The sequence below is a fragment of the Pseudoalteromonas sp. J2K-J979 genome, from assembly GCF_058169715.2.
Genome location: NZ_CM200281.1, coordinates 813,506 through 837,161 on the forward strand (window position 1 = coordinate 813,506; position 23,656 = coordinate 837,161).

General features: G+C 41.0%; 19 protein-coding genes and 1 pseudogene. 9 read left to right on the forward strand and 11 right to left on the reverse strand.

The window, feature by feature from the left end:
* Positions 1 to 18 precede the first annotated feature (18 nt).
* The 3 genes from AC3KVK_RS03915 to rpoS all read left to right on the forward strand — a co-directional run bounded on the left by AC3KVK_RS03915 (position 19) and on the right by rpoS (position 2,505).
* Positions 19 to 597: a YqaA family protein gene (locus AC3KVK_RS03915; RefSeq protein WP_490310898.1), complete on the forward strand. Its 579-nt coding sequence runs from the start codon at positions 19 to 21 to the stop codon at positions 595 to 597.
* A gap of 18 nt (positions 598 to 615) precedes the next feature.
* Entirely contained in the window at positions 616 to 1,443 is an 828-nt protein-coding gene (locus AC3KVK_RS03920) for a peptidoglycan DD-metalloendopeptidase family protein (protein WP_490310969.1), read from the forward strand.
* A gap of 63 nt (positions 1,444 to 1,506) precedes the next feature.
* Positions 1,507 to 2,505, forward strand: coding sequence for an RNA polymerase sigma factor RpoS (gene rpoS, locus AC3KVK_RS03925; protein ID WP_490310899.1), 999 nt, complete (start codon positions 1,507 to 1,509; stop codon positions 2,503 to 2,505).
* 109 nt (positions 2,506 to 2,614) lie between these two features.
* Here the strand turns inward: rpoS and mutS are convergent, their stop codons facing one another.
* Positions 2,615 to 5,197 carry a DNA mismatch repair protein MutS gene (gene mutS, locus AC3KVK_RS03930; protein WP_490310900.1) on the reverse strand — a complete coding sequence of 861 codons (2,583 nt, stop codon included), beginning with the start codon at positions 5,195 to 5,197 and terminating at the stop codon, positions 2,615 to 2,617.
* A gap of 27 nt (positions 5,198 to 5,224) precedes the next feature.
* On the opposite strand from mutS, the gene AC3KVK_RS03935 reads away from it, so the two are divergent.
* From AC3KVK_RS03935 to AC3KVK_RS03945, 3 genes and pseudogenes are all read left to right on the forward strand, one after another.
* Positions 5,225 to 5,713, forward strand: a complete 489-nt coding sequence (locus AC3KVK_RS03935) for a CinA family protein (protein WP_490310901.1) — start codon at positions 5,225 to 5,227, stop codon at positions 5,711 to 5,713.
* Between the two features lie 67 nt (positions 5,714 to 5,780).
* Positions 5,781 to 6,833, forward strand: coding sequence for a recombinase RecA (gene recA / locus AC3KVK_RS03940; protein WP_490310902.1), 1,053 nt, complete (start codon positions 5,781 to 5,783; stop codon positions 6,831 to 6,833).
* A gap of 281 nt (positions 6,834 to 7,114) precedes the next feature.
* Positions 7,115 to 7,480 (forward strand): annotated as a pseudogene (locus AC3KVK_RS03945) (IS4 family transposase); the annotation flags it as partial.
* A gap of 51 nt (positions 7,481 to 7,531) precedes the next feature.
* Here the strand turns inward: AC3KVK_RS03945 and AC3KVK_RS03950 are convergent.
* The 7 genes from AC3KVK_RS03950 to lptD all read right to left on the reverse strand — a co-directional run bounded on the left by AC3KVK_RS03950 (position 7,532) and on the right by lptD (position 16,267).
* Positions 7,532 to 9,547, reverse strand: a complete 2,016-nt coding sequence (locus AC3KVK_RS03950; protein WP_490310903.1) for a HAMP domain-containing methyl-accepting chemotaxis protein — start codon at positions 9,545 to 9,547, stop codon at positions 7,532 to 7,534.
* A gap of 126 nt (positions 9,548 to 9,673) precedes the next feature.
* Positions 9,674 to 10,483, reverse strand: coding sequence for a symmetrical bis(5'-nucleosyl)-tetraphosphatase (locus AC3KVK_RS03955; protein WP_490310904.1), 810 nt, complete (start codon positions 10,481 to 10,483; stop codon positions 9,674 to 9,676).
* Positions 10,483 to 10,872: a Co2+/Mg2+ efflux facilitator ApaG/CorD gene (gene apaG, locus AC3KVK_RS03960; RefSeq protein WP_490310905.1), complete on the reverse strand. Its 390-nt coding sequence runs from the start codon at positions 10,870 to 10,872 to the stop codon at positions 10,483 to 10,485. The genes AC3KVK_RS03955 and apaG overlap by 1 nt, the downstream gene beginning before the upstream one ends.
* Positions 10,856 to 11,662, reverse strand: coding sequence for a 16S rRNA (adenine(1518)-N(6)/adenine(1519)-N(6))-dimethyltransferase RsmA (gene rsmA, locus AC3KVK_RS03965; RefSeq protein WP_490310906.1), 807 nt, complete (start codon positions 11,660 to 11,662; stop codon positions 10,856 to 10,858). Before rsmA ends, apaG begins: the two co-directional genes overlap by 17 nt.
* Complete coding sequence (gene pdxA / locus AC3KVK_RS03970; RefSeq protein WP_490310907.1) at positions 11,662 to 12,651, reverse strand: 4-hydroxythreonine-4-phosphate dehydrogenase PdxA; 990 nt, start codon at positions 12,649 to 12,651, stop codon at positions 11,662 to 11,664. Before pdxA ends, rsmA begins: the two co-directional genes overlap by 1 nt.
* 2 nt (positions 12,652 to 12,653) lie before the next feature.
* Positions 12,654 to 13,946: a peptidylprolyl isomerase SurA gene (surA, locus tag AC3KVK_RS03975; protein ID WP_490310908.1), complete on the reverse strand. Its 1,293-nt coding sequence runs from the start codon at positions 13,944 to 13,946 to the stop codon at positions 12,654 to 12,656.
* A gap of 17 nt (positions 13,947 to 13,963) precedes the next feature.
* Positions 13,964 to 16,267 carry an LPS assembly protein LptD gene (gene lptD / locus AC3KVK_RS03980; RefSeq protein WP_490310909.1) on the reverse strand — a complete coding sequence of 768 codons (2,304 nt, stop codon included), beginning with the start codon at positions 16,265 to 16,267 and terminating at the stop codon, positions 13,964 to 13,966.
* A gap of 116 nt (positions 16,268 to 16,383) precedes the next feature.
* Between lptD and AC3KVK_RS03985 the strand changes: the two genes are divergently transcribed.
* Genes AC3KVK_RS03985 through djlA form a run of 3 tightly spaced genes read left to right on the forward strand, consistent with a single transcriptional unit; the run spans position 16,384 to position 18,910 of the window.
* Entirely contained in the window at positions 16,384 to 17,373 is a 990-nt protein-coding gene (locus AC3KVK_RS03985; RefSeq protein WP_490310910.1) for an aminoglycoside phosphotransferase family protein, read from the forward strand.
* A complete protein-coding gene (gene murU / locus AC3KVK_RS03990) occupies positions 17,370 to 18,044 on the forward strand; it encodes an N-acetylmuramate alpha-1-phosphate uridylyltransferase MurU (protein WP_490310911.1) in 675 nt (224 codons plus the stop codon). Before AC3KVK_RS03985 ends, murU begins: the two co-directional genes overlap by 4 nt.
* Positions 18,045 to 18,079: 35 nt before the next feature.
* Complete coding sequence (gene djlA, locus AC3KVK_RS03995) at positions 18,080 to 18,910, forward strand: co-chaperone DjlA (RefSeq protein ID WP_490310912.1); 831 nt, start codon at positions 18,080 to 18,082, stop codon at positions 18,908 to 18,910.
* A 20-nt stretch (positions 18,911 to 18,930) separates the two neighbouring features.
* Here the strand turns inward: djlA and AC3KVK_RS04000 are convergent, their stop codons facing one another.
* The 3 genes from AC3KVK_RS04000 to rapA all read right to left on the reverse strand — a co-directional run bounded on the left by AC3KVK_RS04000 (position 18,931) and on the right by rapA (position 23,430).
* Positions 18,931 to 19,755: a DUF3530 family protein gene (locus AC3KVK_RS04000; protein WP_490310913.1), complete on the reverse strand. Its 825-nt coding sequence runs from the start codon at positions 19,753 to 19,755 to the stop codon at positions 18,931 to 18,933.
* An 84-nt stretch (positions 19,756 to 19,839) separates the two neighbouring features.
* Positions 19,840 to 20,493, reverse strand: coding sequence for a bifunctional tRNA pseudouridine(32) synthase/23S rRNA pseudouridine(746) synthase RluA (gene rluA / locus AC3KVK_RS04005; protein WP_490310914.1), 654 nt, complete (start codon positions 20,491 to 20,493; stop codon positions 19,840 to 19,842).
* 42 nt (positions 20,494 to 20,535) lie between these two features.
* Complete coding sequence (gene rapA, locus AC3KVK_RS04010) at positions 20,536 to 23,430, reverse strand: RNA polymerase-associated protein RapA (protein ID WP_490310915.1); 2,895 nt, start codon at positions 23,428 to 23,430, stop codon at positions 20,536 to 20,538.
* Positions 23,431 to 23,656: the final 226 nt, after the last annotated feature.

Consider the following 23,656-nt stretch of genomic DNA (forward strand, 5'->3'; position numbering starts at 1 on the left):
AATTATTATGGAGTTCTTTTGAAACTATTTACTAAGTTATATGACATGGCGCTAACGTGGGCGCGTCATCGCCACGCGGTTCGTTATTTATCAGGGATGAGCTTTGCTGAATCTGTTTTTTTCCCAATACCACCAGATGTAATGCTGGCTCCAATGGCATTAGCTAAACCTGACAAAGCATGGGCTTATGCGTTTTATACTACTTTAGCTTCAACACTAGGTGGGGTGATTGGGTATTTATTAGGTTATTTATTGTTTGACTCATTTGTACAGCCAATCATTACGGATTTTGGTTATCAAGATAAATTTGATCATGCTCTGACTTGGTTTGAAAGCTATGGTGTGTGGGTGGTCTTTTTAGCAGGCTTTTCACCAATCCCATATAAAGTATTTACTTTAGGAGCCGGTGTGATGCAAATGGCTTTTTTACCTTTTTTACTAGCCTCTATTATAGGTCGCGGTGCGCGTTTCTTTTTAGTGGCTGCATTAATGAAATGGGGTGGAGCAAAGATGGAAGCAAAGCTTCGTGATTATGTTGAATGGATGGGCTGGGGGGTTGTTATCTTGGCAATTGTCGCCTATCTCATTTACCGCTAGAAATGGAAAGGTAACGTGATCCATCGGTACATAAAATTAAGTTTTATTATTTTTTGCACCTTGTTGTGGGGGTGTACAGCTCGCACAACGCCGGCTCCCGTTACCAACCTCACATCAGGTAAGACCTCTTCGCAACAAAAAATTCAACAGTTAAGTTCGGGTTATAAAGTCAAGCAAGGAGAAACGCTTTATTCGATTGCTTTTCGCGCAGATATGGATTTCAGAGAGTTAGCGAAAGTCAACAATATTCAAGCCCCGTACACGATCTTCCCTGGGCAATTATTACATTTTAGAGCGAGTGCACAAAAAAATAAAAAGGCGACAAAATACCCAAAACAAACTCATAAGTCTACAGTTTCGCAACAAAAAAATTACAAAAAAGCAAAAAAACAGCTTGATCAGCCAAAACAACGGGAGTATGGTCAAAAACAAGCCACTAAAAAGCAAGCTACAGATTTAACGTTAGCTGCCGATAAGATCGTGTGGCAATGGCCAGTCGATGGAAAAGTCACCCGTACTTTCTCTAATAAAGACAACGGCTACAAAGGAATATATATAATAAATAAAGCTAACACAGCAGTGACAGCAGCGGCTAATGGTACGGTTGTCTACGCTGGGAACGCATTAAGAGGATATGGCAATTTAATCATAGTGAAACACAACGATGATTATCTAAGTGCTTATGCTCACAATGACAAGTTGTTAGTTAAAGAAAAACAGGATGTAAAAGTAGGGCAAAAAATCGCAGAGATGGGTCGTACTGATGAAAAATCGATTGGATTAAGGTTTGAAATCCGATTTCGAGGTAAATCAGTTAATCCTGTGAAATATTTGCCTAAGCATTAGGGGCGCAAATCGTGTTGGAACAGTAATGTAACACATTACTAAACTTAGCTCGGGAGAATGCTTATGGTTCGCACAGTAAAACATGAAACCGTTACGGAGACAGCTATGGATAGCAAAGTTGCAAATGTGATGGATGATGAAGTTCAAGATGAAATGCTCGACGAGGTTGAAGATGTCGAGGAAGTCGATGAAATCGAAGAAGAGATTATCGCCAAAGAGGCCGTTGCAAAAAACTTAGACGCGACTCAATTATACCTTGGTGAGATTGGTTTTTCGCCATTACTGAGTGCAGAAGAGGAAGTTTACTTTTCTCGCAAGTCTCTAAAAGGTTGTGAAGCTTCTAGAAAGCGCATGATTGAAAGTAACTTAAGGTTAGTGGTTAAAATAGCCCGCCGTTACAATAATCGCGGCTTAGCGTTACTCGATCTAATCGAAGAAGGTAACCTGGGTTTAATCCGTGCCGTTGAAAAGTTTGACCCTGAAAGAGGCTTTCGTTTTTCAACTTATGCAACGTGGTGGATCCGTCAAACGATTGAACGAGCCATCATGAATCAAACTCGTACCATTCGTTTACCTATTCATGTTGTTAAAGAGTTGAATGTCTATTTACGTACTGCCCGTGAGTTAACGCAAAAGCTCGATCATGAGCCAACAGCGGAAGAAATTGCAGAGAAGCTCGATCGTCCAGTTGAAGATGTCACAAAAATGCTTCGTCTCAATGAAAAAATTACCTCGGTCGACACCCCAATTGGTGGTGACTCTGAAAAAGCATTACTCGATATTATTGCCGATGAAAAAGGCGGTGGCCCAGAAATGTGTATCCAGGATGATGATATTAAAGATAATATTGTCCATTGGCTAGAAGAGCTAAATGCTAAACAACGAGAAGTGTTAGCGCGTCGCTTTGGATTGCTTGGTTATGAACCGTCAACCCTTGAGGATGTAGGTAAAGAAATAGGCTTAACTCGTGAGCGAGTAAGGCAAATTCAAGTTGAAGCGCTCCGTCGACTTAAAGAGATATTGATGCACCAAGGTCTCAATATTGAATCACTCTTTCAATAAATTTTGTTAAAAAGCCGCTTATAGCGGCTTTTTTCTTGTTATTTAAATGTATTCACAGTTTTAAAATCTGGTGTACGCAATTCTAAAACCATATCTGTAGTCTTTAATGTTATTCTCGAGAAATACTTTTGAGTGTATAAATTAATTCGAGTGCTTGTTTTGGAGTTAGCTCATCTGGATTAATTGTATCCAATTGAATCTCAAGCTTACTCGGTGCTGCTGGGCTGTCCGTGGCTTCTAATAATTCGAGCTGCGGGGAAGCACTTAGCACTTGATGATTTTCTAGCATCATTAACTTTCTTTTTGCTTGCTTAATTACTTGCTTTGGCACACCAGCAAGTGCTGCGACTTGTAAGCCAAAACTTTTGCTGGCTGGGCCATCTAAAACTGTGTGTTTAAATGCGATGGTATCATTATGCTCGATAGCATCAAGGTGTACATTAACAAGACCTGGCACTTGCTCGGCAAGCTCTGTTAATTCGAAATAATGCGTTGCAAAAAGAGTTTTAGCGTTGATTTGGTGAGCTAAATATTCAGCTGTTGCCCAAGCAAGCGATAAGCCATCATAGGTACTGGTTCCACGGCCTATTTCATCCATGAGTACTAATGAATGCTCCGTGGCATTATTTAAAATATTCGCTGTTTCAGTCATTTCTACCATGAATGTAGATCGCCCTGAAGCCAGATCGTCACTGGCGCCAATTCGGGTGAAAATTCGGTCGACTAATCCAATATCCGCAGATAACGCAGGGACAAAGCAACCAACATGTGCCATCAGTACTATGAGTGCTGTCTGGCGCATATAGGTTGATTTACCGCCCATATTAGGACCGGTTATGATGAGCATCTTACGTTTAGGGGATAACTTTATCGGGTTGGCGATAAACGGGTCGCTCATTACATGTTCAACTACGGGGTGGCGACCTTGCTTGATATTGATTGCTTGATTATCTGTCAGGGTTGGACGAGAGTAATTGAGTGTTTGTGCACGTTCAGCAAAGTTATTCAATACATCTAGTTCACTTAGACTGGCTGCCATGTTTTGAAATTGTTTTAAATGAGGTAAGAGCTGATCAAATAATTGCTCATAGAGTTTCTTTTCAAGCGCCAGCGCTTTCGATTGGCTACCAATGACTTTGTCTTCATGCTCTTTAAGCTCAGGAATAATATAGCGTTCATTATTCTTGAGAGTTTGTCGACGAACATATTCTGGCGGCACTTGATCTGCATATGCTCGGCTGACTTCGATGTAATAGCCATGTACACGGTTGTAGCCAATTTTTAATGTGGCAATGCCTGTGCGCTCTCGCTCTTGTTGTTCAAGTGCTTCGACAACATCTGTTGCGCCTTGACTTAAGGCGCGCCACTGATCGAGCTCTTCATTGTAACCAGGTGCGATCACACCGCCATCTCTAATTAATACAGGAGGATTTTCGATGACCGCTTGTTCTAATAAAGACTGTATTTCAGGCATCACCGCTGATTGTTGTTGAATTTGCTTTAAACGTTCAGCGGATGTGCTACCTAATAATGAGTGCAATGCATGTAATTGTTGAAGCGCATTACGCAAGCGAGATAAATCACGAGGGCGCGCACTTCTGAGAGCCAGGCGGGCGACAATTCGCTCAATATCACCAATTTGCTTGAGTACGTCATACAAGTCATAGAATAAACCTGTTTCGATAATATCAGAAATGGCATTGAGCCTAAAATTTAGCTCCTTATGACAGCGAGTAGGCGTATGTAGTCGGCGTTTTAATAACCGAGAACCCATTGGTGTCGCTGTTTTATCAAGAACTTGCGCTAAGGTGTTCTCGGCTCCACCAGATAAGTTAAGTGTTAACTCGAGATTTTTTCGTGTAGCCGCATCTAAAATGACGTTTAGTTCATTTTGTTCTAAAGTGATGGCATTAATATGAGGGAGTGCCGTGCGCTGCGTATCTTTTACATACTGAATTAAGCACCCTGCAGCTATTAATCCTGCTTGCGCTTGTTGAACGCCAAATCCGACTAAGTCTTTGGTCTCGAATTGTTGGCATAATAAATGGGTTGCTGTATTGAGATCGAATTCCCATTCAGGGCGCCGACGTGCTCCTTTAAAGCCCTCAATAAGATAAAGTGCATCAAAATTTTCAGGATACAGTAACTCAGCGGGTTGGATGCGCTGTAAAATTGAGTGGCAGGCCTCTTCATCGTTTGCCTCAATAAGGTTAAACCTGCCTGAGTTGATATCTAAATAGGCAATGCCAAAATGACCGTCTTTATGATGGTAGATAGCGGACAAGAAATTATCATGGCGCTCTTTAAGTAGTGCTTCATCGGAAATTGTACCGGGGGTGACGATCCGCAATACCTTTCTCTCTACTGGGCCTTTACTGGTTGCAGGATCGCCAACTTGTTCACAAATCGCGACTGATTCACCCATTTGAACTAGGCGCGCCAAATAATTTTCTACGGCATGATAAGGAACGCCAGCCATCGGAATGGGCTCCCCGCCTGCTCGGCCTCGATGTGTTTGCGAAATATCAAGCAGCTGAGCGGCCCTTTTGGCATCATCGAAAAATAATTCATAAAAATCACCCATCCGATAAAAGAGCAGGATGTCGCGATGCTCCGCTTTAATTCTTAGATATTGCTGCATCATCGGTGTTTGTTGGCTTATAGTATGCTCAGAAAACAGATCTAGTGACATAAAAACTTAATTACCCAAAGGCTTAATATGGAATTACAACAAGAGATTTATCAACTTGCTGCTGAGTTGGGGGCTATTTTATCGGATAAAGGGATTTGGATCACTACCGCTGAATCCTGTACGGGTGGCGGAATCGGCTATGCCTTAACAGATACACCTGGTAGCTCTCGTTATATTGATCGTTGTTTTGTAACCTATAGTAATCAGGCTAAGCAAGATTTAGTTTCTGTAAAGCAAGAAACACTCAATCAATTTGGTGCGGTGAGTGAGCAAACCGTTTTAGAAATGGCTGAGGGGGCGGCAAAAGCAGCCAAGGCAGATCTAGCCATTAGTGTTTCGGGTATTGCTGGCCCTGGTGGCGGAAGCAAAGAAAAACCAATCGGGACAGTCTGGTTTGCTATTTATTTTCGCGGTAAAGCGCAGTCTTTTCATCACTTATTTAAAGGTGAAAGGGGGGAGATAAGATGCCAAGCTATTGTTTTTGCTTTGAATAAGACGTTAGAATTAATAAAATAAAAATTTGCCTTGATACTGTTAATCTATACAGTATAATTAAGCGCATTAGACAGATTCGGAGAATCCCATGAACGAAAATAAACAAAAAGCACTGAGCGCTGCGTTATCTCAAATTGAGCGTCAATTTGGTAAAGGCTCTATTATGAAATTGGGCGATAGTCAGGCCTTAGACATTGAATCTATTTCGACAGGGTCTCTTGGAATCGATATTGCGTTGGGGATAGGCGGATTGCCTGCGGGTCGTATCGTAGAAATTTATGGACCTGAATCATCAGGTAAAACGACGCTGACACTGCAAGTAATTGCTGAAGCGCAGAAAAAAGGCAAAACATGTGCGTTTGTTGATGCTGAGCATGCCTTAGACCCTGTCTATGCTGAAAAACTAGGTGTTAATGTTAATGATCTTTTAGTTTCTCAGCCAGACACAGGTGAGCAAGCTTTAGAAATTTGCGATATGTTAGTGCGTTCAGGTGCGGTTGATGTTGTGATTATTGACTCTGTAGCTGCATTAACACCTAAAGCCGAAATTGAAGGTGATATGGGCGATCACCATGTTGGATTGCAAGCACGTTTGATGTCACAAGCGCTACGTAAGCTAACCGCAAACATCAAGCGTTCAAACACCTTGGTTATCTTTATTAACCAAATCCGGATGAAAATTGGTGTCATGTTTGGTAATCCTGAAACAACAACAGGGGGTAACGCACTTAAGTTTTATTCATCTGTTCGTATCGATATTCGCCGCACTGGTTCAGTTAAAGATGGTGATGAAGTTGTGGGTAACGAAACCCGTGTGAAAATTGTCAAAAATAAAGTCGCGCCTCCATTTAAGCAAGCTGAATTTATCATTATGTATGGTGAAGGAATTTCAAAGCATGGTGAGCTACTAGACTTAGGTGTTCAGCACAAACTAGTTGAAAAAGCTGGTGCTTGGTATAGCTACCAAGGCAATAAAGTAGGGCAAGGTAAATCAAACTCTATTAAGTTCTTAAAAGAAAACCCAGCTATAGCTGATGAGATAGAATTGAAACTAAGAGATATGCTACTTCTCAAAGCTACGATTAAACCTGAAGAAGGTGAAGCTGAAGGGTTAGCTGCAGATGCAAATATTGAGTTGTAATAACAGATATAGCCAATAAAAACGCAGCCTAGGCCTGTCTCTTATACACAAATCCCTGCTAAGTAATTAGCGGGGATTTTTTTGAACTAAATTAAACTTGCCAGATCAGATCTCCAAACATTAGTTGGAGATAGTAAATGCTTGAGAGTGCAATTGTATGAGCAGAAAAACAATTTGGAAAAATGAATCTAGGCGACCTACGTAGAACGAATTGTTTGGTAAAGTTAGCAGCTACGATAGCTAACGAGCCTCGTAAACCTTTAGTGAACATTACTCTAGTTACAGATATCGAAAGCTTAAGACTACAAAGTAAAGACAATGTGGAAAGGCTGGTGACTATAAATGGCTTCATTGCGACAAGAATACTTCAGCTTAAGTTCGTCACTGAACAAGAGCATGCTAGTTGTGAACAAATGCTGTCGCCGACAGCGTGGAGGTTATTATGGTTAAAGCGAATGAAAAAGAACCTGCCAGAGAAAGTGCCTAATATGTCACGGACTTATCAAGAACTGGCTAAATTAGGAGGCTGGAAAGATACTAAATGCACAGGCCGTGCTTCATTTAAGGTGATATGGCAAGGATGGTTTCAATTGCAAACCATCCTTGAAGGTTATAAGTTAGCTAAGTCTCTTGAGTCTGACTTGTGATCAAGAGACAGGTAATCGATGCTGGCTTTTTAAACAAGGTCTAAATAATTCTTATACCTTAAATTCATCTACTGAACGTCGTAATTCTTCAGCTAAGCTTGCGACCTCTTGGCTCGAGCTTGATGTTTGACTCGCACCCTCTGCGGTTTGCTCGGCAATAGCTACGATAGACTCTAAGCGCTCACTAATTTCTTGTGAGACGTGGTGTTGCTCTTGTGCTGCCGTAGAAATTTGTTCACTGACGTTATGTGCTTGTGACACTGATTTGGTTATGAGTTGAAGAGCTTGGCTTGCTTGCTCAGATTGCTCAACACAAAACTCAGCTTGCTCTTTACCTTTGGCCATGACAGAGACTGCTTCATGCGCACCTGATTGAAGAGATTCGATCATGGATTGAATTTCTTGGGTTGATTCTTGTGTTTTACTCGCCAAAGAGCGCACCTCATCCGCAACTACGGCAAACCCACGACCTTGCTCTCCAGCTCGAGCAGCTTCAATGGCTGCATTTAGAGCCAACAGGTTTGTTTGTTCTGCAATACCACGAATAACATCAAGGATACCGCCAATCGATGCGCTATCTTTGTGGAGCTTATTGATAACAATTGAAGCCCCTTCAACTTCTTGAGCGAGTTTTTCGATAGTATCTTTATTCTTAGCTGAAATTGACTTAACACGCTCAGCTTCACTGTCTGCGTGTTTAATTTCATTCAGTGCTTCTTCAGCGCTGTGGGTTACAGCTTGAGAAGTGCTACTCATTTCAGTTGTTGCAGTAGCTGCTTGTTCAACTTGAGCACGCTGATTTTCGATCGCTTGGCTTGATTCTGTCGTAATCGAAGATGTTTGTTCAGCCGCAGCGGCTAACTGAGTTGAACGAGAGATTATTCCTTGAATTAATTGACGTAAATTATCAATTACGCGATTGCAACTACGTGCAAGTTCGCCGAATTCATCGGTTCCTGTGTCGTCAAGTTTTTGAGTCATATCTCCAGAGGCGACGACTTCTAAAATGGAATTAACTTCTGCGAGCGGACGAACAATACGCTGTACGGTTAAGTAAGCGACAATGACAGCGATTAACGCACCGACAATCATACCAACCAATGTCCATAAGTTGGCTGAATCAACATCTTTATTCACATCATTTTGCAAATCAAAAGCAACTTTACTTGCCACTGTCACTAATTCATTAAGCTGCTGTAAAGCTGTGGTTGTGTGTTGCTCAGAAGCATTAAGCTCAGTAATGGCATTCGCTTGCGCTGTAAGATGGCGTTGCTTATTTGCGGCAAGAGAATCAGAACCAGTAATGATTTGCTTCGCCTTATTAAAATAATTGTTGAGATCATTGATTAAGTCGGGTTCATCTGCGATCACGGCTGCTTTAACAAGTTGGAAGCCTTCTTCAAGTTTTTCGATGCTAAATTTTTGCTCATTGTGTAGCGTATCGAGAATCTGCTCATTTTTAACATTGATTAAATCAGTACTGGTACTAACTAAGGAAAGAAAGCGGGTTTCCATACTACTGGCTGCTTCAAAAGCAGCTGGGTTTGTTTCTTTTAAATCTACGCTATCAAGAATATCGAGTACTGCAGTACTTGCATCTTCAGCAGAGGTTTCAAGCTCTGAAAGTTGATCGTTTAGCTTAGTGCGCAGATTGAGTACCGCTAATTTTTCTTGTTGAAGGTTGTTTACATTCTTTAAAAAAGATTGGAAAGACGTTTTAATTTGACTAGTAGCTTGGTTTAACTGTGCATTAGTATCGACGACTTGACTGAGTTTGTTACTGGCCACTTCGTAGGTTTTTTGTGCTTTTTTGAATGTCGCTTTAAAACCATTTAGCTCATTTTCACTATCACTATAATAAATCTGTAAGGCACGTTTACTCATTAGTGTAAACTCAACTTGTAAGGTTGAACTTTCTTCAAGCGCAGGTAAAGATAACTGATTTACTTGCTGTGCAGAAGCACTAATATTTGAAATCTTCCCTAATGAATTCCCTCCTATTAAAAGGAGTAAAAAAGTAATTAAAACGAATCCGCCCCAGATCCGCTGACTGACTGTCAGGTTCATAAGTTTTCCTGTATTTACTACATTGGCTGTGAGGTTATTTAACTTATCGGCACCCAACAAGATAAGTTAAATCATTAGTTTCAATCTAACAGAAAATTTGAATATATGCAGTATAACTGCACAAATTTAAATCGCAGAGATTGAGACTCGTTGCATGTCGTTTAGTCGTAAAATTGTTAGTTCTCCACCCCAAACACACCCAGTATCAATAGCTTGAAATTGCTTATTTTGAGTTTTACCACTCAATGAGGCCCAATGACCAAAAATAACGGTTAAATCACTATTGAGTTTAGGGTTGTTTATTTTGAACCAAGGAATCAGTTCAGGCGTGTTTTGTGGAGAATCTTTGCTCAAAAAGTCAAAGTTATGATTCTGATCTAAAAAACGCATGCGAGTAAAAGTATTAACGGTATATTTAAATTTATCTAGTTCGCTTAAATCATTTTTCCAATTAATACTTTGATTGTCATACATTCTTCCTAGGTAAAATAGCGCCTCTTTACTTTGATATTTAGATTGAGCATCTGCGCTTGCATCCAGTGCTTGCTGCAGAGTCCACTCTGGTGATATCCCAGCATGACAGATGACAGAATTGTATTGTTTTAAATAAATAGCGAGTGGTTGGCGCTGTAAAAATACGATTAGCTCAGCTAGATCTGGGGCTTCAAACAAATCATTTAAATAATCTTTAGGGTTGGGCTGCTTATTCAAAAGGTAGGTGGTAATTAAATGAAGGTCATGATTACCCAATACCGTATGCATGCAATCTTGGTTATCTCGAATGAAACGTAAACAAGCTAAGGAATCAGGCCCTCTTGCTACAATATCACCAACTAAATAAAGCCTGTCTTTTTTAGGGGCAAACTCAATCTTAGTTAAGATTGCTTTAAACTCGTTAAAGCAACCTTGCAAATCGCCGATGACATAATCAGCCATCAGTGGACTAAATTAGGTGTGCTTAATCGAAATACAGAGATAGGCGCTTCAAATTCAGTACCGAACTCGTTTTTAAATGTATAGTGACCTTGCATTGTACCTAAAGGTGTGTCCAAGACTGCGCCGCTCGTGTAGCTATAACTCTCACCTGGTGCAATTGTCGGTTGTTCACCGACAACGCCTTCGCCTTCGACTTCTGTTTCTTTACCATCAGCATCCGTTATTAGCCAATAGCGATTAAGTAATTTAGCACTACATAAGCTATGGTTTTTGATGGTGATAGTGTAAGCAAATACAAACTTACTTTTATCAGGTTCAGATTGTCCTTCGATAAAGAAGGTTTCAACGCTCACTTTGATAGGTGAGCCTAAATTACTGCTTGTTGTCATATAACCAATTTGCGATATCTATATATTGTTCAAGAGAAAGGTTTTCGGCTCTGAGTTTTATATCTAAGCCAATTGATGCCATTTCATCAGCGGTTAATAAATTTGATAAGCTATTTCTAATCGTTTTTCTGCGTTGATTAAATGCTTCTAAACAAACGGTATTTAGCAATTTGGTGCTTTTCGCTCTTAATTGCTCAGGTTTCTTTGGAATTAAGCGAATTACTGCAGAATCTACTTTTGGAGCGGGTTTAAAGCATTCTGGTGGCACTTCAATCACTGGTATTGCATGACAATAGTATTGTGTCATAACACTCAAGCGACCAAAAGCCTTGCAATTTGGGCTTGCGACCATGCGTTTGACCACTTCTTTTTGCAGCATAAAATGCATGTGTTCGATATGGTTCGAAAATTCGAACAAATGAAAGAGTAAAGGTGTCGAAATATTGTAAGGTAAGTTACCAAAGACTTTGAGTTTCTTATCCTCTGGTACTAAGCTCGAAAAATCGAATTTCATTGCATCACCTTGGTGAACCGTTAATTTAGGTCCTAAAAAAGGGTGGTGAATGAGGCGTTCAGCGAGATCTTTATCAAGTTCAACGACTGTTAGATGGCCAGCTAGCTCCGTGACAGGCTCTGTAATTGCGCCAAGACCCGGACCGATTTCAACTAAGCAATCTTCAGTTTTAGGATCGATAGCGGTGACAATTTTGTCGATTATCATGGCATCGTCTAAAAAGTTTTGGCCAAAACGTTTTCTGGCTCTGTGGCCTAAATGTACTTTATCTGTCATTAACTCTGTGCTTTTTTTGTCGCTAAATGGATGGCTTCTTTGAGGGCTAACTCAAAGCTACCTACCTCAGCGGTACCTGAGCCTGCTAAGTCAAGCGCGGTGCCATGGTCAACTGAAGTTCGAATAAACGGTAAACCCAATGTGATATTCACTGAATTACCAAAACCTTTATATTTTAACACAGGTAAGCCCTGATCGTGATACATCGCGAGCACAGCATCAGCATTATTTAAATATTTATCTTGAAAAAGCGTGTCGGCAGGCAGCGGGCCGATTAAATTCATTCCTTCGCTGTTGAGTTGTTCCATCGTCGGAATAATGGTTGTGAGTTCTTCTGTACCTAAGTGACCGTTTTCACCTGCATGCGGGTTGAGGCCACAGACCAAAATACGCGGGTTCGCAATTGCAAACTTTTCTCTGAGGTCATGATCGAGTATTTCTGTCACTTTTCGCAATCTGTCGGGAGTAATTGCTTTTGACACATAGGCCAACGGAATATGTGTCGTGACTAAAGCAACGCGCAGCCCCTCAGTTGCAAGCATCATCACCACATCGGGTGTATTTGATTGCTGTGCAAAATATTCTGTATGGCCGCTAAAAGAAATACCCGCCTGATTAATGATGCCTTTATGAACTGGGCCAGTCACGATAGCGTCAAATTTACCTTTAATATTGTTTTCGCATGCAAGTCTCAGGGTTTCAAGGACATAAGCGCCGTTGGATTCATCAAGAATGCCGGGCGATGCATTGACTGCCATATCAACTTGTTGGATATAGAGTTCGCCAGCAGCTTGAATTATTGTAGGTTTTTTTTCATCGAACTCGATAAGTTTCAGTGGCAAATTAAGTAATTTAGCGCGCTCAGCCAGTAAATGCGCATCTGCAATAGCGATTAACTGCGCATCCCATTGACGCTGAGCCAGCTTAATTAGTAGATCCGGGCCAATCCCAGCAGGTTCGCCTGGCGTAATTGCAATTCTAAGCGCCATAATTATTCGTCAACCAAGATTTCAATGTGAGCTTGTTCGCGGATTTCTTGTTGCCACGCAAAACTCTCTTCTTTAAATTTTCGGTTAAATAACATTTGTTGAGCGCGATTTCGTTTTGCAAGCTCCGTTTTATCTGCGATTCGTTTATCTAATAACTCAACGATATGCCAACCGAAATTGGTTCGAAATGGTTGGCTGAGTTCGCCTTTTTCTAGGTTTAATAACGTGTCTCTAAATGCTGGGGTATAAGTGGTTGGATCTGTCCAGTCATATTCGCCACCTTTTAGGGCTGAACCCGGATCTTCAGAGTGCTCTTTAGCTAAAGCTGCGAAGTCTGCAGTTCCTGCTCTTAACTCTTTTGCAAATCCTTCAAGCATGCCTTTCGCTTTTTCTTCACTGACAATAATAGATGGTTTGATCAAAATATGACGCGAGCGAACTTCCGTTGTTTCAACGACTTGGCGACCACGGATTTCTTGAATTTTAATGATGTGGAAACCAGCGCCAGATCGAAGTGGGCCAATTATTTCGCCTGCTTTTTTACCTTTAACGGCTTCTGCAAATAATGTTGGCATTTCATTGATACCCATCCAGCCAAGTTGTCCACCTTCAAGCGCTTTTTGACCACCAGAGGAGGCGATAGCAATGCGTTTGAATTCACTGCCTTCATTGAGCATTTTTATCACTCTTTCTGCGCGAATTTTTGCATCTTCGATATCTTTTGTTGAGCCTTCGACAGGCAAATCAATTAAAATATGGCCGATATCGTACTCTTCGTTCGTTTGTCCTTGTTGGTCTAAAATAGTTAAGAGGTTTTCTATTTCTTGCAGGCTGATGTAGATTCGACGTTCAACATTCGAGCGTAACACTTGTTGAGTGGTCATTTCTGTACGCATTTCTTCACGATATGCTTGGTAGTTATCCCCAGATGACTCAATGGTCTTTCGTAAATCAGCAAGAGAGCCACCTTGCTCGCTCGCCATTTGCATCAGCGTTTGATCGAGTTGTGCATCAGAGATTTGAAGACCCATCCGACCCGCCATTTGCATTAATAGCTCTTGGTTGATTAATCTTTCCATCGCTTGTAATCGTAATGCGTCATCAGACGGAAGAGATTGCGCGTCATCTTTAGCTCGGCTCTTAACGCGATTAATGATGGTATCGATTTCACTTTGTAAGACCACACCATCATTGACGATTGCCGCTACTTTATCGATTTGAACTTCTTTTGCGAGACTGAAATTGCTCATGCTCAAGCTAAACATGGCGGTTAAGAGTAATGTTTTTAACTTCATTGTTATTGTTTCTTGCGTTAGTTATTTAGGAAGTACGGGCGACGGTAATTAAAAATGCCTTGCTGCAATAGCTTGTTGGCATCATAACTATCTTTACTACCGAGTCCTTTAAATACAAAATTAAACCGAATTCCAGAATCAAATACGGCAGTTTGTTCGTTTAGTCCAGAAATAGACTGATTTAAGTCTGTTTCAATTTGTCTATGACCGGTAATTTGAAATGCCCAACAACATGATTCATATTGTAGCCCGGTTAGCAGCTCCACACTGCGATTTGTTTCTAAGTCACGATGGTAGCTAGCTATAAAATGCCAATTTTGACTAATTGGCACACTGGTAAACATACCCATTTGCTCAATCTTATTGCCTGAAACATCATTTGCAAAGCGATGATTGACCTGTACTAGCTGTTGGTCGTCACCTTTATAATCTAAAGTAACATGAGATTGTATAAACTGTTTACCTTCTGTGTCATATTGTACGCCACTGGATAAGTACCAACGGCGGTGCCAATGGAGCATCGCTTCACCCGCGAAAAGTGCATTATATGAGCCCTCAGAGGCAATTAATGCCGCCGTTTGTTCTGATGGTTTAGCTTCGTTTGAAAGGTAAAATATCTGACCAACACTTAGGTTAAATAGTTCCTCATTTTTATTACTGAATATACGGGTTGTTGCGCCTAGGGTAAACTGATTTGCTCGGGCAATGCGATCGACTCCCGAATAACGTTTATCTCGGAAAAGGCCAAAGAAGTCATCTTGTAATCGAGTGGTATCGTAAAAACCGATATTATCTTGATTTTTATCTGGCACATAGAGGTACTGCAATTGTGGAGTTAAAGTTTGTAAGCCATCTTCTACCAGCCAGTTGGTATCACGCTCAAAGTTAATTTGCCCATATAAGCGCAATTTAGGTAGCGTTCGCGTTACCGATTCATCAAACTGATATCCATTAGCATCCAAATCCCCTTTTTGTTGGTAATTGGTTTGCATCAAACTAAATTCAGACAAAAATGACCATGCATAGTCTTGATACAAATATTGGGCTTTTGGCTCGATGTGTAACCGCGTTGCTTCATAAATTTTTGCAATGTTTTTGTTCGTGTTATCCGCCGTTTTTAAATCATTATTTTTAAAATGACTAAGCTCGCCATCGACAGTGAAGTTAAGAGCCTGCCATTGATAAGGTTGTGTTTGGCTAAAACTAATTTGTGGATAAGCAGAGTAAGAACTCAAGTGATCGCCCAGTACTTCAAAGTTTTGCACTTTGATGTCGGTCTGCCAACGTTCACCAATATGGGTAAGTAAACCGGTGCGATAAAGCTGTGTATCAGTTTTATTGGCGTAGTTTGTATTGAGATCTGTTAAATAATTATCATCGCTGATATTGGTTACATCTATTAAGCCACGCCAATCGTTATTTAGCTGGGAGCTTTGTTGCCAATGAAATAAATACCGATCATCTAACTCTGGCTCTGAGTCATCTTTATTTAAGTATTCAAGTGCGATTAAACCTTGATGTTGTTCAGTCAAGTAACGAAATTCAGTCTGTAATTGAAGACCGATATTCGACATGTATCTCGGGGTAATGGTGGCGTCGTAATTAGGCGCTATATTCCAATAGTAGGGAGTCTTTGTTTCTAAGCCGTAACGGTCAGAGCTACCAATATCGGGTGCTAAAAACCCGGACTTTCGTTTGTCGTTGATAGGGTATGTAAAGTAAGGAATATATAAAAGTGGCGTGTTATACACTTTTAATACCGCCCCATATGTTTCGCCCCAACCTTCCTCTTGTGATAAACGAATTTGCGAAGCATGAATAGACCAAGTTTCGTTATCGACAGGACAGGTAGTAAAACTACCATTAAATAAATTCAGTTCACCTTCATTAATGGCTAACTTTTCAGCAAAGCCTCGACCTTGTTGTTGAGTTAAACGGTATGAGGCGCCATTTAGGTTAATGCTGTTATCGCCTAAGTTCGCATTCAAGCCTGAACTGGTAATGACGGATTGATTATCTTCAAAGGTAATGGGACCACGAGCATCCAATAACCCTTGGATTTTATCAATCAAAGCGGATTGAGCTTTTAGTGTCATTAATGGTGAGTTAATGATGACATCGCCGCTAAATTGCGCACTTTGTGTACCAAGCACTTCGACATTATCAGCTTCAATGTCCATTGTTTTTGCTGCAATACCTGGAAGAGGCTGCCATGCTCTGGTTTGAGGTGAAGCGTCACAGATTAACGCTGTCGCTTCGGTGTCGGCATTTGTTGCTTGGCTCAGGCCAGAAAACAACAGTAAGCCCCAGAGTTTGTTCATTTATTAACCTTAATGCTCAGGTGGTTAGCAGGAATGGCACATAATAAAACAATTTTAAATATTTCTCTAATGAATGAAATTGTTATGATAGTAAAAAAATGTAATTTAGTGATCTTATGAATCAACGTTTCAATGCTTTACTCCAGTTTGTTCATGCCAATTGCATGGATAGCCATTTTAAACTTGACCCAATTACCGGGGATGCGAGCTTTCGACGTTATTTTCGTTTAAATAATCAGAATCAACACTTTATTGTGATGGACTCCGATCCTTCTCGAGTGAATAACCAGCCTTTTTTTGAATATAACCCAGTTTTTACAGCGCAAGGGTTACGTTTACCACAAATATTATCAAGTGATTTAGCACATGGTTTTTTTCTACTAGAAGATTTAGGGCAAACACATTTAGCTGATTTAGTTGATGATCCACAGGTTACTGAGTATTACCAACAGTTAATTGATTTAATTCCTTTAATAGCACAGACCCCAAAAGCAGACTCAATGAAATGCTATGACACTGATTTTGTTATGGTAGAGTTGACTATTTTTAAAGAATGGTTAGTCGAAGCATACTTAGGATTGACACTTTCTAAAACTGAGCATGAAATGTGGCAATCGGTCGTGGAATTATTAACCGATAATTTATTAATTCAGCCGCAAGTCACAGTGCATCGTGATTATCACAGTCGTAATTTGATGTATCATCAACGGCAGTGGGTGGTCATTGATTATCAAGACGCGGTCACCGGACCTGCGACATATGATTTGGTGTCATTATTACGAGATTGTTATCACCAATTAACAGACGAGCAGTTTGAAATGCTGTTCGAATATGGTTATCAAAAATTATCTTCATCCGGTCTATTGAATAACGCGTCTAAAGTTACATTTAGGCGTTGGTTTGACTTAGTTGGGTTACAAAGACATCTTAAAGCCGTTGGAATTTTTACCCGCTTAGCACAACGAGATCAAAAGCCGGGTTACTTATCTGCGATTTTACCGACCATGATGTATATCGCTGATGTGTCATCCCGATATAGTGAGTTGTCCGAACTGCATCAATGGATGATTGAACAGATCATTCCTAAACTCCAAGAGCAATTATGAAAGCGATGATTTTAGCTGCAGGCCGCGGCAAGCGCATGATGCCGCTTACTGCAGAGCAACCTAAGCCGATGTTAAAGGTGAATGACCGACCGTTACTTGATTATCACCTATCACGCCTAAAAGCGGCAGGTGTCACTGAGATCATTATTAATTTAGCGTGGTGTGGTGACGTTATTCACAAATTTTGCCAACAAGGTCAAAAATGGGGCATAAATATTCAATACTCACCGGAGCCACCCGAAGGGCTTGAAACTGCAGGGGGGATTATTCAGGCACTGCCATTACTGGGCGATGAACCTTTTATCGTGATTAATGGCGATATATTCACCGATTACGATGTACACAGTTTAACTCAGTTGCAAATTGACACCGGCCAAGCCCATTTAGTGCTCATTGAAAACCCTGATCATAATCCAAATGGTGATTTTTCTTTAAACCATGGAAGGGTAAAAAGTGAAGGGGAAATATGTTATACCTTTGCTGGTATTGCTATTTATCACCCTGATTTTTTTGCCGGTCTGCCCGTTGAGTTTCGCCCTCTTGCACCATTGCTACGAGCAAAAATGAAAGACAACCAAGTTTCTGGTGAGCTTTATTTGGGACAATGGGTTGATGTCGGCACACCTGAGCGGTTAGCACACTTAGATTTGAGTCTGCGCGGCCTGATTTAAATAGAATTATTCGATGTTGGAACAGGATTGAACATATGTGGGGAAAGGTTTTAGGAACGTTGTTTGGTTTTTTATTTGGTCGCTGGTTTGGGGCTATTTTAGGGTTTTATCTTGGGCACATGTTTGACCGCTCAATCAAACAAAACTTTGATAAGGCTGGGGGGTTTCAGTCTTTATTTTCGGGCGAAGAGGTCAGTGAGCGGCAGGCTTTATTTTTTTATACTTGCTTTTCAGTCATGGGGCATATAGCAAAATCCAATGGCCGGATCAGTGAAACTCATATTAAAGCTGCTGGGTTGTTCATGGATGAAATGCAGCTATCTGGAGAAAGTCGTCAAGAAGCACAGGACGCATTTCGTGCGGGTAAAAGTAATGAGTTTACATTTAAAGAAACGCTCCAAGAGTTTAAGCGTCGTTTTTCAGGGCGTTATGATTTATTGCAACTTTTTATTGAAATTCAAATACAAATGGCATTTTGTGATGGTCATTTGTCGGAGTCAGAGCGAGAGTTGTTGCAACATGCCGCTAAATTACTCGGCTTTTCGCAAACCCATTTTAAGTTCATTCTCAAGCGTTATCAGGCGGAGTTTAAATTTAGCCAACAGCGCCAACAGTCGAGCGAAAAACACCATCATTCAAACTCTCAAACCAGCGTTATGGGCCGCAAGCAGGCATTGGAAGTATTAGGAATGAGTGACTCGGCAAGTGCTGCTGATATTAAGAAAGCGTATCGAAAATTAATGAGTCAACACCATCCCGATAAACTTGTTTCACAAGGACTGCCTGAGCATTTGATGGAAGTTGCAAAGCGAAAAAGCCAAGATATTCAAGCGGCGTATGAATATCTCAAAAAGCATCCAGCGTAAAAAATGAAAAAGCAGCTGACTTAAATGCCAATCTTTGTTAAAAATCCATAAATTTCTTTCAGTAAACGGGCTTGCTGTCTTGGGTTTTGTTGGCTACTAAATAGCTCACGTTGCCGATAATTAATTTTATGTTCTTTGGTGGCCATTTTTTTTCGTTGCTGTAATGTCGTTTTGACTAAATTGCTATCTTCACTAGTGAAAATATCTAAAACAGGCGGGCTCACTTTGGCAAAGCCTTGATTAAGTGTGTAGTTGAGCTGGGGATCGGGAAGATAACTACTTAAAAAAACAAAGGCATCAACTTCCTCTTCTGCCTGTTCAGAAAAGTACTCCACTAATAAGCTACTGGTGGCGCCTTGCGCAATAACGATTATAAAGCCAGGGTGATTGAGGGCGGATTGGTACAACGCTTTAAATCGACTCAGAAGTTGCAGTTTATAAGCTGCTAAATCGTCTTTGTTTAAAATAGTTAACGCAGGTGCGTGAAATAAGTTTGGATCAGCCTTGATATCGTTGTTATAAAAAGTGATTGGATCTGGAATATTCATCGCATAGCTAACCCAGCCGTATTCATTGAGTTCTGTACGTAAATAATCAAGCCCATAATGATTATTTGCAGGCATATGCCAATCAGGTAATAAAATAGCCACCCCTTTAGCCATCGCAGAAGTACGATCACGAAATAGTGCGGCGAATTCGTTCTCGCCAGCCAGAATCATTTTTATTTCATCACCTCGGTAATAGTGAAACATATCTTGCTGATAGACGCGCTCAAGCGATTCAGGAGCCGAAATTTCTGTGGCGCCGACTGTGACACTGAATAAAAATACAAGTAAGTATTTCAAATACACCTCTGCTTAGAGTCTGGTTAAACTTATTAACGGCCAAAGGTAAAAAAAGTTAACAAATTTCAGTCATTAATCTTAGTGTCAAAATGGGCAAGGCGCAGTAAATTCAAGCCACTGTTCAGTTATTGGATGGCTAAGTGCCAAATATTCAGCATGAAGTTGAAGGCGTGGAGCCATTGCTAATGCTTCTGGGTGAGCATAAAGGCGATCGCCTAAGATAACATGACCTTGAGAAAGCATATGGACGCGAAGTTGATGAGAACGACCGGTGATGGGGGTCAGGGCAACTCGCGTTGCATTTTCTTCAATATTCAATACTTGCCAATGTGTCAATGAAGGCTTACCTCGTTCAAAATCGACCATTTGTTTGGGGCGATTTGGCCAATCACAAATAAGTGGTAAATCGATACTGCCATTGTTTTCAGTGAGTTGTCCAAACACGCGCGCAATGTAGCGTTTTTTAGTTTGTCTGTCTTGAAACTGTCGGCTGATGTGGCTGTGCGCAGCTTTATGCAAAGCCATGCAAATAAGCCCCGAAGTAGCCATATCAAGGCGATGCACGATTTTGGCGGTGGGGAAAACCCGTTGGACTCTTTTTTCAAGGCTATCGGCATGAAGCGGATCTTTACCTGGCACCGTTAGCAGTTCGCTAGGTTTGTTTAAAATGAGTAAATCATTATCTTGATAAATAATCTCAAGATAGGGGAACATCGGGGGGGAGTAATTAAGTAACACGGCCAGCCTCATTATGTGAAGCTGGCCATTTTAGTCAAATGCCTAGTGGGAGACAACAATTAAACGGATGGCATCCAGTTTTAGTTGAGTCTTCTCGATGTGTTGATCTAAATCGGCTTGTTGTTTTGCCAAAAATTGGATTTCTTCATCGCGAATATTGGGGTTGCATTTTTTCAAAGAGGTTAATCGCTCAGTTTCATCGGCCATAGCAGCGGACATTGATTGTTGTGCACTAGCTTTGAGAGTGAACATTTCTTGCTCAGCGATGGTGGCTGCCGTTTGAATTAAGCCATGAATTTGAGGTTGTAATGCATTGGCTAATTTGCTCGCAGTTTGGCGACCAACGGCTGAAAGTTGTTGATTAAAACCATCGAACCCGACATTGGCCGCTAAGTTGTTACCCGCTTTATCGAGTAATATCCGGATCGGTGTTGGCGGTAAAAAGCGGCCAATTTGTAATGATTTCGGTGCGGTTGCTTCTGCAATATAAATTAACTCTACAAAAAAGCTGCCGGCAGGTAACTTTTTGTTTTTGAGTAGCGCGACAGAACTCGAGCCAAAGTTATCATCGGCAATCAGCTCCATAGCACCTTGAACCATAGGGTGATCCCAAGAAATAAAGTGAATGTCTTCTTGGGCTAAGGCCGTATCGCGATCAAAAGTCACGGTGATTCCTTCGTCTTTTAAACAAGGGAAAGAAGGGACGAGCATGTGTTCAGTCGGTTTTAAAATGATGCTATTTTCACCTTTGTCATCTTGGTTCACTCCAAAGACATCAAAGATTTTGATCATAAACATCGCCAACTGGGTTTCGTCATCTTTGGCGGCAATGGCTTTAACGAGTTCTTCAGCTCGTCCTTGTCCACTTGAATGTAACTCAAGTAAACGGTCGCGGCCTTGTTCCATTTTATTTCTGAGTACTCGGTTTTGTTTTGAGGCTTGTTCAAGAAGTGGGTCGAGCTCTTCCTCATCGCAATTGTGATTACTGATCAATTCTAGTAACTCTTCACTGAATTCTTGATACAGTAATTGGCCAGTACTTGAGGTTTGCTCAAAAGCATCGATGCCTTCATGATACCATCTGAACAATACCTCTTGCGCTGTATTTTCGAAATATGGCACGTGGATTTGGACATCTTGTGTTTGGCCTATTCGGTCTAGACGCCCTATTCGTTGTTCAAGTAAGTCGGGGTTAAGCGGTAAATCGAACAACACCAAGGTGTGAGCAAATTGGAAGTTTCGCCCTTCAGAACCAATTTCTGAACACAATAATACTTGTGCGGCATTATCTTCGTCAGCAAAAAAGGCTGCGGCACGATCGCGTTCAATGATAGACATGCCCTCGTGAAAAACCGCGGCTTTGATTGCCTCACGCTCTCGAAGCTCTTGCTCTAAACTTAATGCTGTTTGCGCATGAGCACAAATCACTAGTACTTTTTCACGTTTGAGCTCTAATAACTTATCGACTAGCCAATCTACGCGAGGGTCAAATTTAGTCCAGCTGGCAGAGCCGCCTTCAAACTCTTGAAATATTTGTTCTGGAAATAAAGCGCGCAGGGCAGCTTGTTCTTGGTTTTGAATGCCACTGAGGTTGCCCATAACAGACATCGCCGTACTGTATTGTTTTGGCATGGACACAGGGTGAGCTTCGAGAATCCGAGTGGGGAATCCGCTGATGGCACTACGACTATTTCTAAATAATATACGACCCGTTCCATGGCGGTCGAGCAATAACGATAATATGTCGTTTCGTGCTTCTTGTTGTCCTTTCGCGACATCACTCAATAACTGAGAAATGTTTGTTTCGCTTAATAATTGTGTCAGCGTCGTCTGTGTAGTGTCATTTAAATCTTCGTTCGATAAAAGTTGATTTGCCGCATCGGCGACTTCTTGATAGTGGCTTTCTTCTTCAATAAATGCGTCGTAATCATAAAAACGGTCGGGATCAAGTAGCTTTAAGCGAGCAAAGTGGCTTTCGTGACCGAGTTGTTCTGGTGTGGCAGTCAGTAAAATGAGGCCTTTGATATCTTGACTGAGCTCTTCGATACGCAAGTATTCAGTACTGGGTTTATTTTTATCAAATCGCAAGTGGTGCGCTTCATCGACAACTAATAAATCCCAATCAGCTAATGTTGCTTTTTCGAACCAGCGTTTTTTCTTGGTTAAGAATTCTAAGCTGACTAAAACAAGTTGTTCAGTTTCAAAAGGGTTGTCAGAATCGGCGTAGGCTTCAGTGCATCGTTCTTCATCAAAAATTGAAAACTTCAAATTAAAGCGACGCAGCATTTCAACTAGCCACTGGTGCTGAAGATTCTCTGGTACAACAATTAAGATGCGGCTTGCACGTCCTGCAATTAACTGTTGGTGAATGATCATCCCCGCTTCAATGGTTTTACCTAATCCCACTTCATCTGATAATAAAACACGCGGTGCGAAGCGTTTACCAACTTCTTCTGCAATATATAATTGATGAGGAATCAAGCTAGCTCTAGGGCCAATTAACCCCCTAAGTGGTGATTGCTCACTTTGATATTGATGCTGCCACGTTTGATAACGAAGAGTATAACGGTCGAAACGGTCGATTTGACCTGCAAACAATCGGTCTTGTGGGTGATTAAATTTTATAAAGTGATCAAGGAAAGTCTCTTTTAACTGAGCGGGTTCATCGTTATCAGCACGGTGACCAGAATAACTTAAAATACCATTTTTCTCGCTGATACTCTCAACAACTAACTCCCACTCATCGATAGAGCGGATTTTATCCCCAGGATTAAACACAACACGGGTAACAGGTGCTTCTAACATTGAATAAACGCGGTTATCACCGGTGGCTGGAAATAAAATAGTTACATGGCGGCCTTCAACAGACACAACCGTCCCCAACCCTAAATCTGATTCTGTATCACTAATCCAACGTTGCCCTAAGGAAAAATTCATTGACTCACTCGACCCCTATGAAAAAAAGGCGGCTATGTTACCGCTTATAAGCAGGTGTTTCACCTGTTATTTTTTGAGCATGAAAAGAACTGAGTGTAAGGAAGTTCTATGCTGCGGCAATTGTTAACTGAAATTACTAAACTAAGCATGTTTATTACTATTTTGTAATAAAAACGCCTCTTTTTAGAAATAGACTAAACTTGAAGTAAAGCAGAAAAATCATAAA

Bases quoted from the DNA above. Each gene is read 5' to 3' on its own strand.
- murU (WP_490310911.1), top strand. From the start codon at position 17,370: ATGAAAGCGATGATTTTAGCTGCAGGCCGCGGCAAGCGCATGATGCCG.
- rapA (WP_490310915.1), bottom strand. From the start codon at position 23,430: ATGAATTTTTCCTTAGGGCAACGTTGGATTAGTGATACAGAATCAGAT.
- recA (WP_490310902.1), top strand. From the start codon at position 5,781: ATGAACGAAAATAAACAAAAAGCACTGAGCGCTGCGTTATCTCAAATT.
- mutS (WP_490310900.1), bottom strand. From the start codon at position 5,197: ATGTCACTAGATCTGTTTTCTGAGCATACTATAAGCCAACAAACACCG.
- pdxA (WP_490310907.1), bottom strand. From the start codon at position 12,651: ATGGCGCTTAGAATTGCAATTACGCCAGGCGAACCTGCTGGGATTGGC.
- AC3KVK_RS03955 (WP_490310904.1), bottom strand. From the start codon at position 10,483: ATGGCTGATTATGTCATCGGCGATTTGCAAGGTTGCTTTAACGAGTTT.
- apaG (WP_490310905.1), bottom strand. From the start codon at position 10,872: ATGACAACAAGCAGTAATTTAGGCTCACCTATCAAAGTGAGCGTTGAA.
- djlA (WP_490310912.1), top strand. From the start codon at position 18,080: ATGTGGGGAAAGGTTTTAGGAACGTTGTTTGGTTTTTTATTTGGTCGC.
- AC3KVK_RS03985 (WP_490310910.1), top strand. From the start codon at position 16,384: ATGAATCAACGTTTCAATGCTTTACTCCAGTTTGTTCATGCCAATTGC.
- AC3KVK_RS03935 (WP_490310901.1), top strand. From the start codon at position 5,225: ATGGAATTACAACAAGAGATTTATCAACTTGCTGCTGAGTTGGGGGCT.
- surA (WP_490310908.1), bottom strand. From the start codon at position 13,946: ATGAAGTTAAAAACATTACTCTTAACCGCCATGTTTAGCTTGAGCATG.
- AC3KVK_RS03950 (WP_490310903.1), bottom strand. From the start codon at position 9,547: ATGAACCTGACAGTCAGTCAGCGGATCTGGGGCGGATTCGTTTTAATT.
- rpoS (WP_490310899.1), top strand. From the start codon at position 1,507: ATGGTTCGCACAGTAAAACATGAAACCGTTACGGAGACAGCTATGGAT.
- lptD (WP_490310909.1), bottom strand. From the start codon at position 16,267: ATGAACAAACTCTGGGGCTTACTGTTGTTTTCTGGCCTGAGCCAAGCA.
- rsmA (WP_490310906.1), bottom strand. From the start codon at position 11,662: ATGACAGATAAAGTACATTTAGGCCACAGAGCCAGAAAACGTTTTGGC.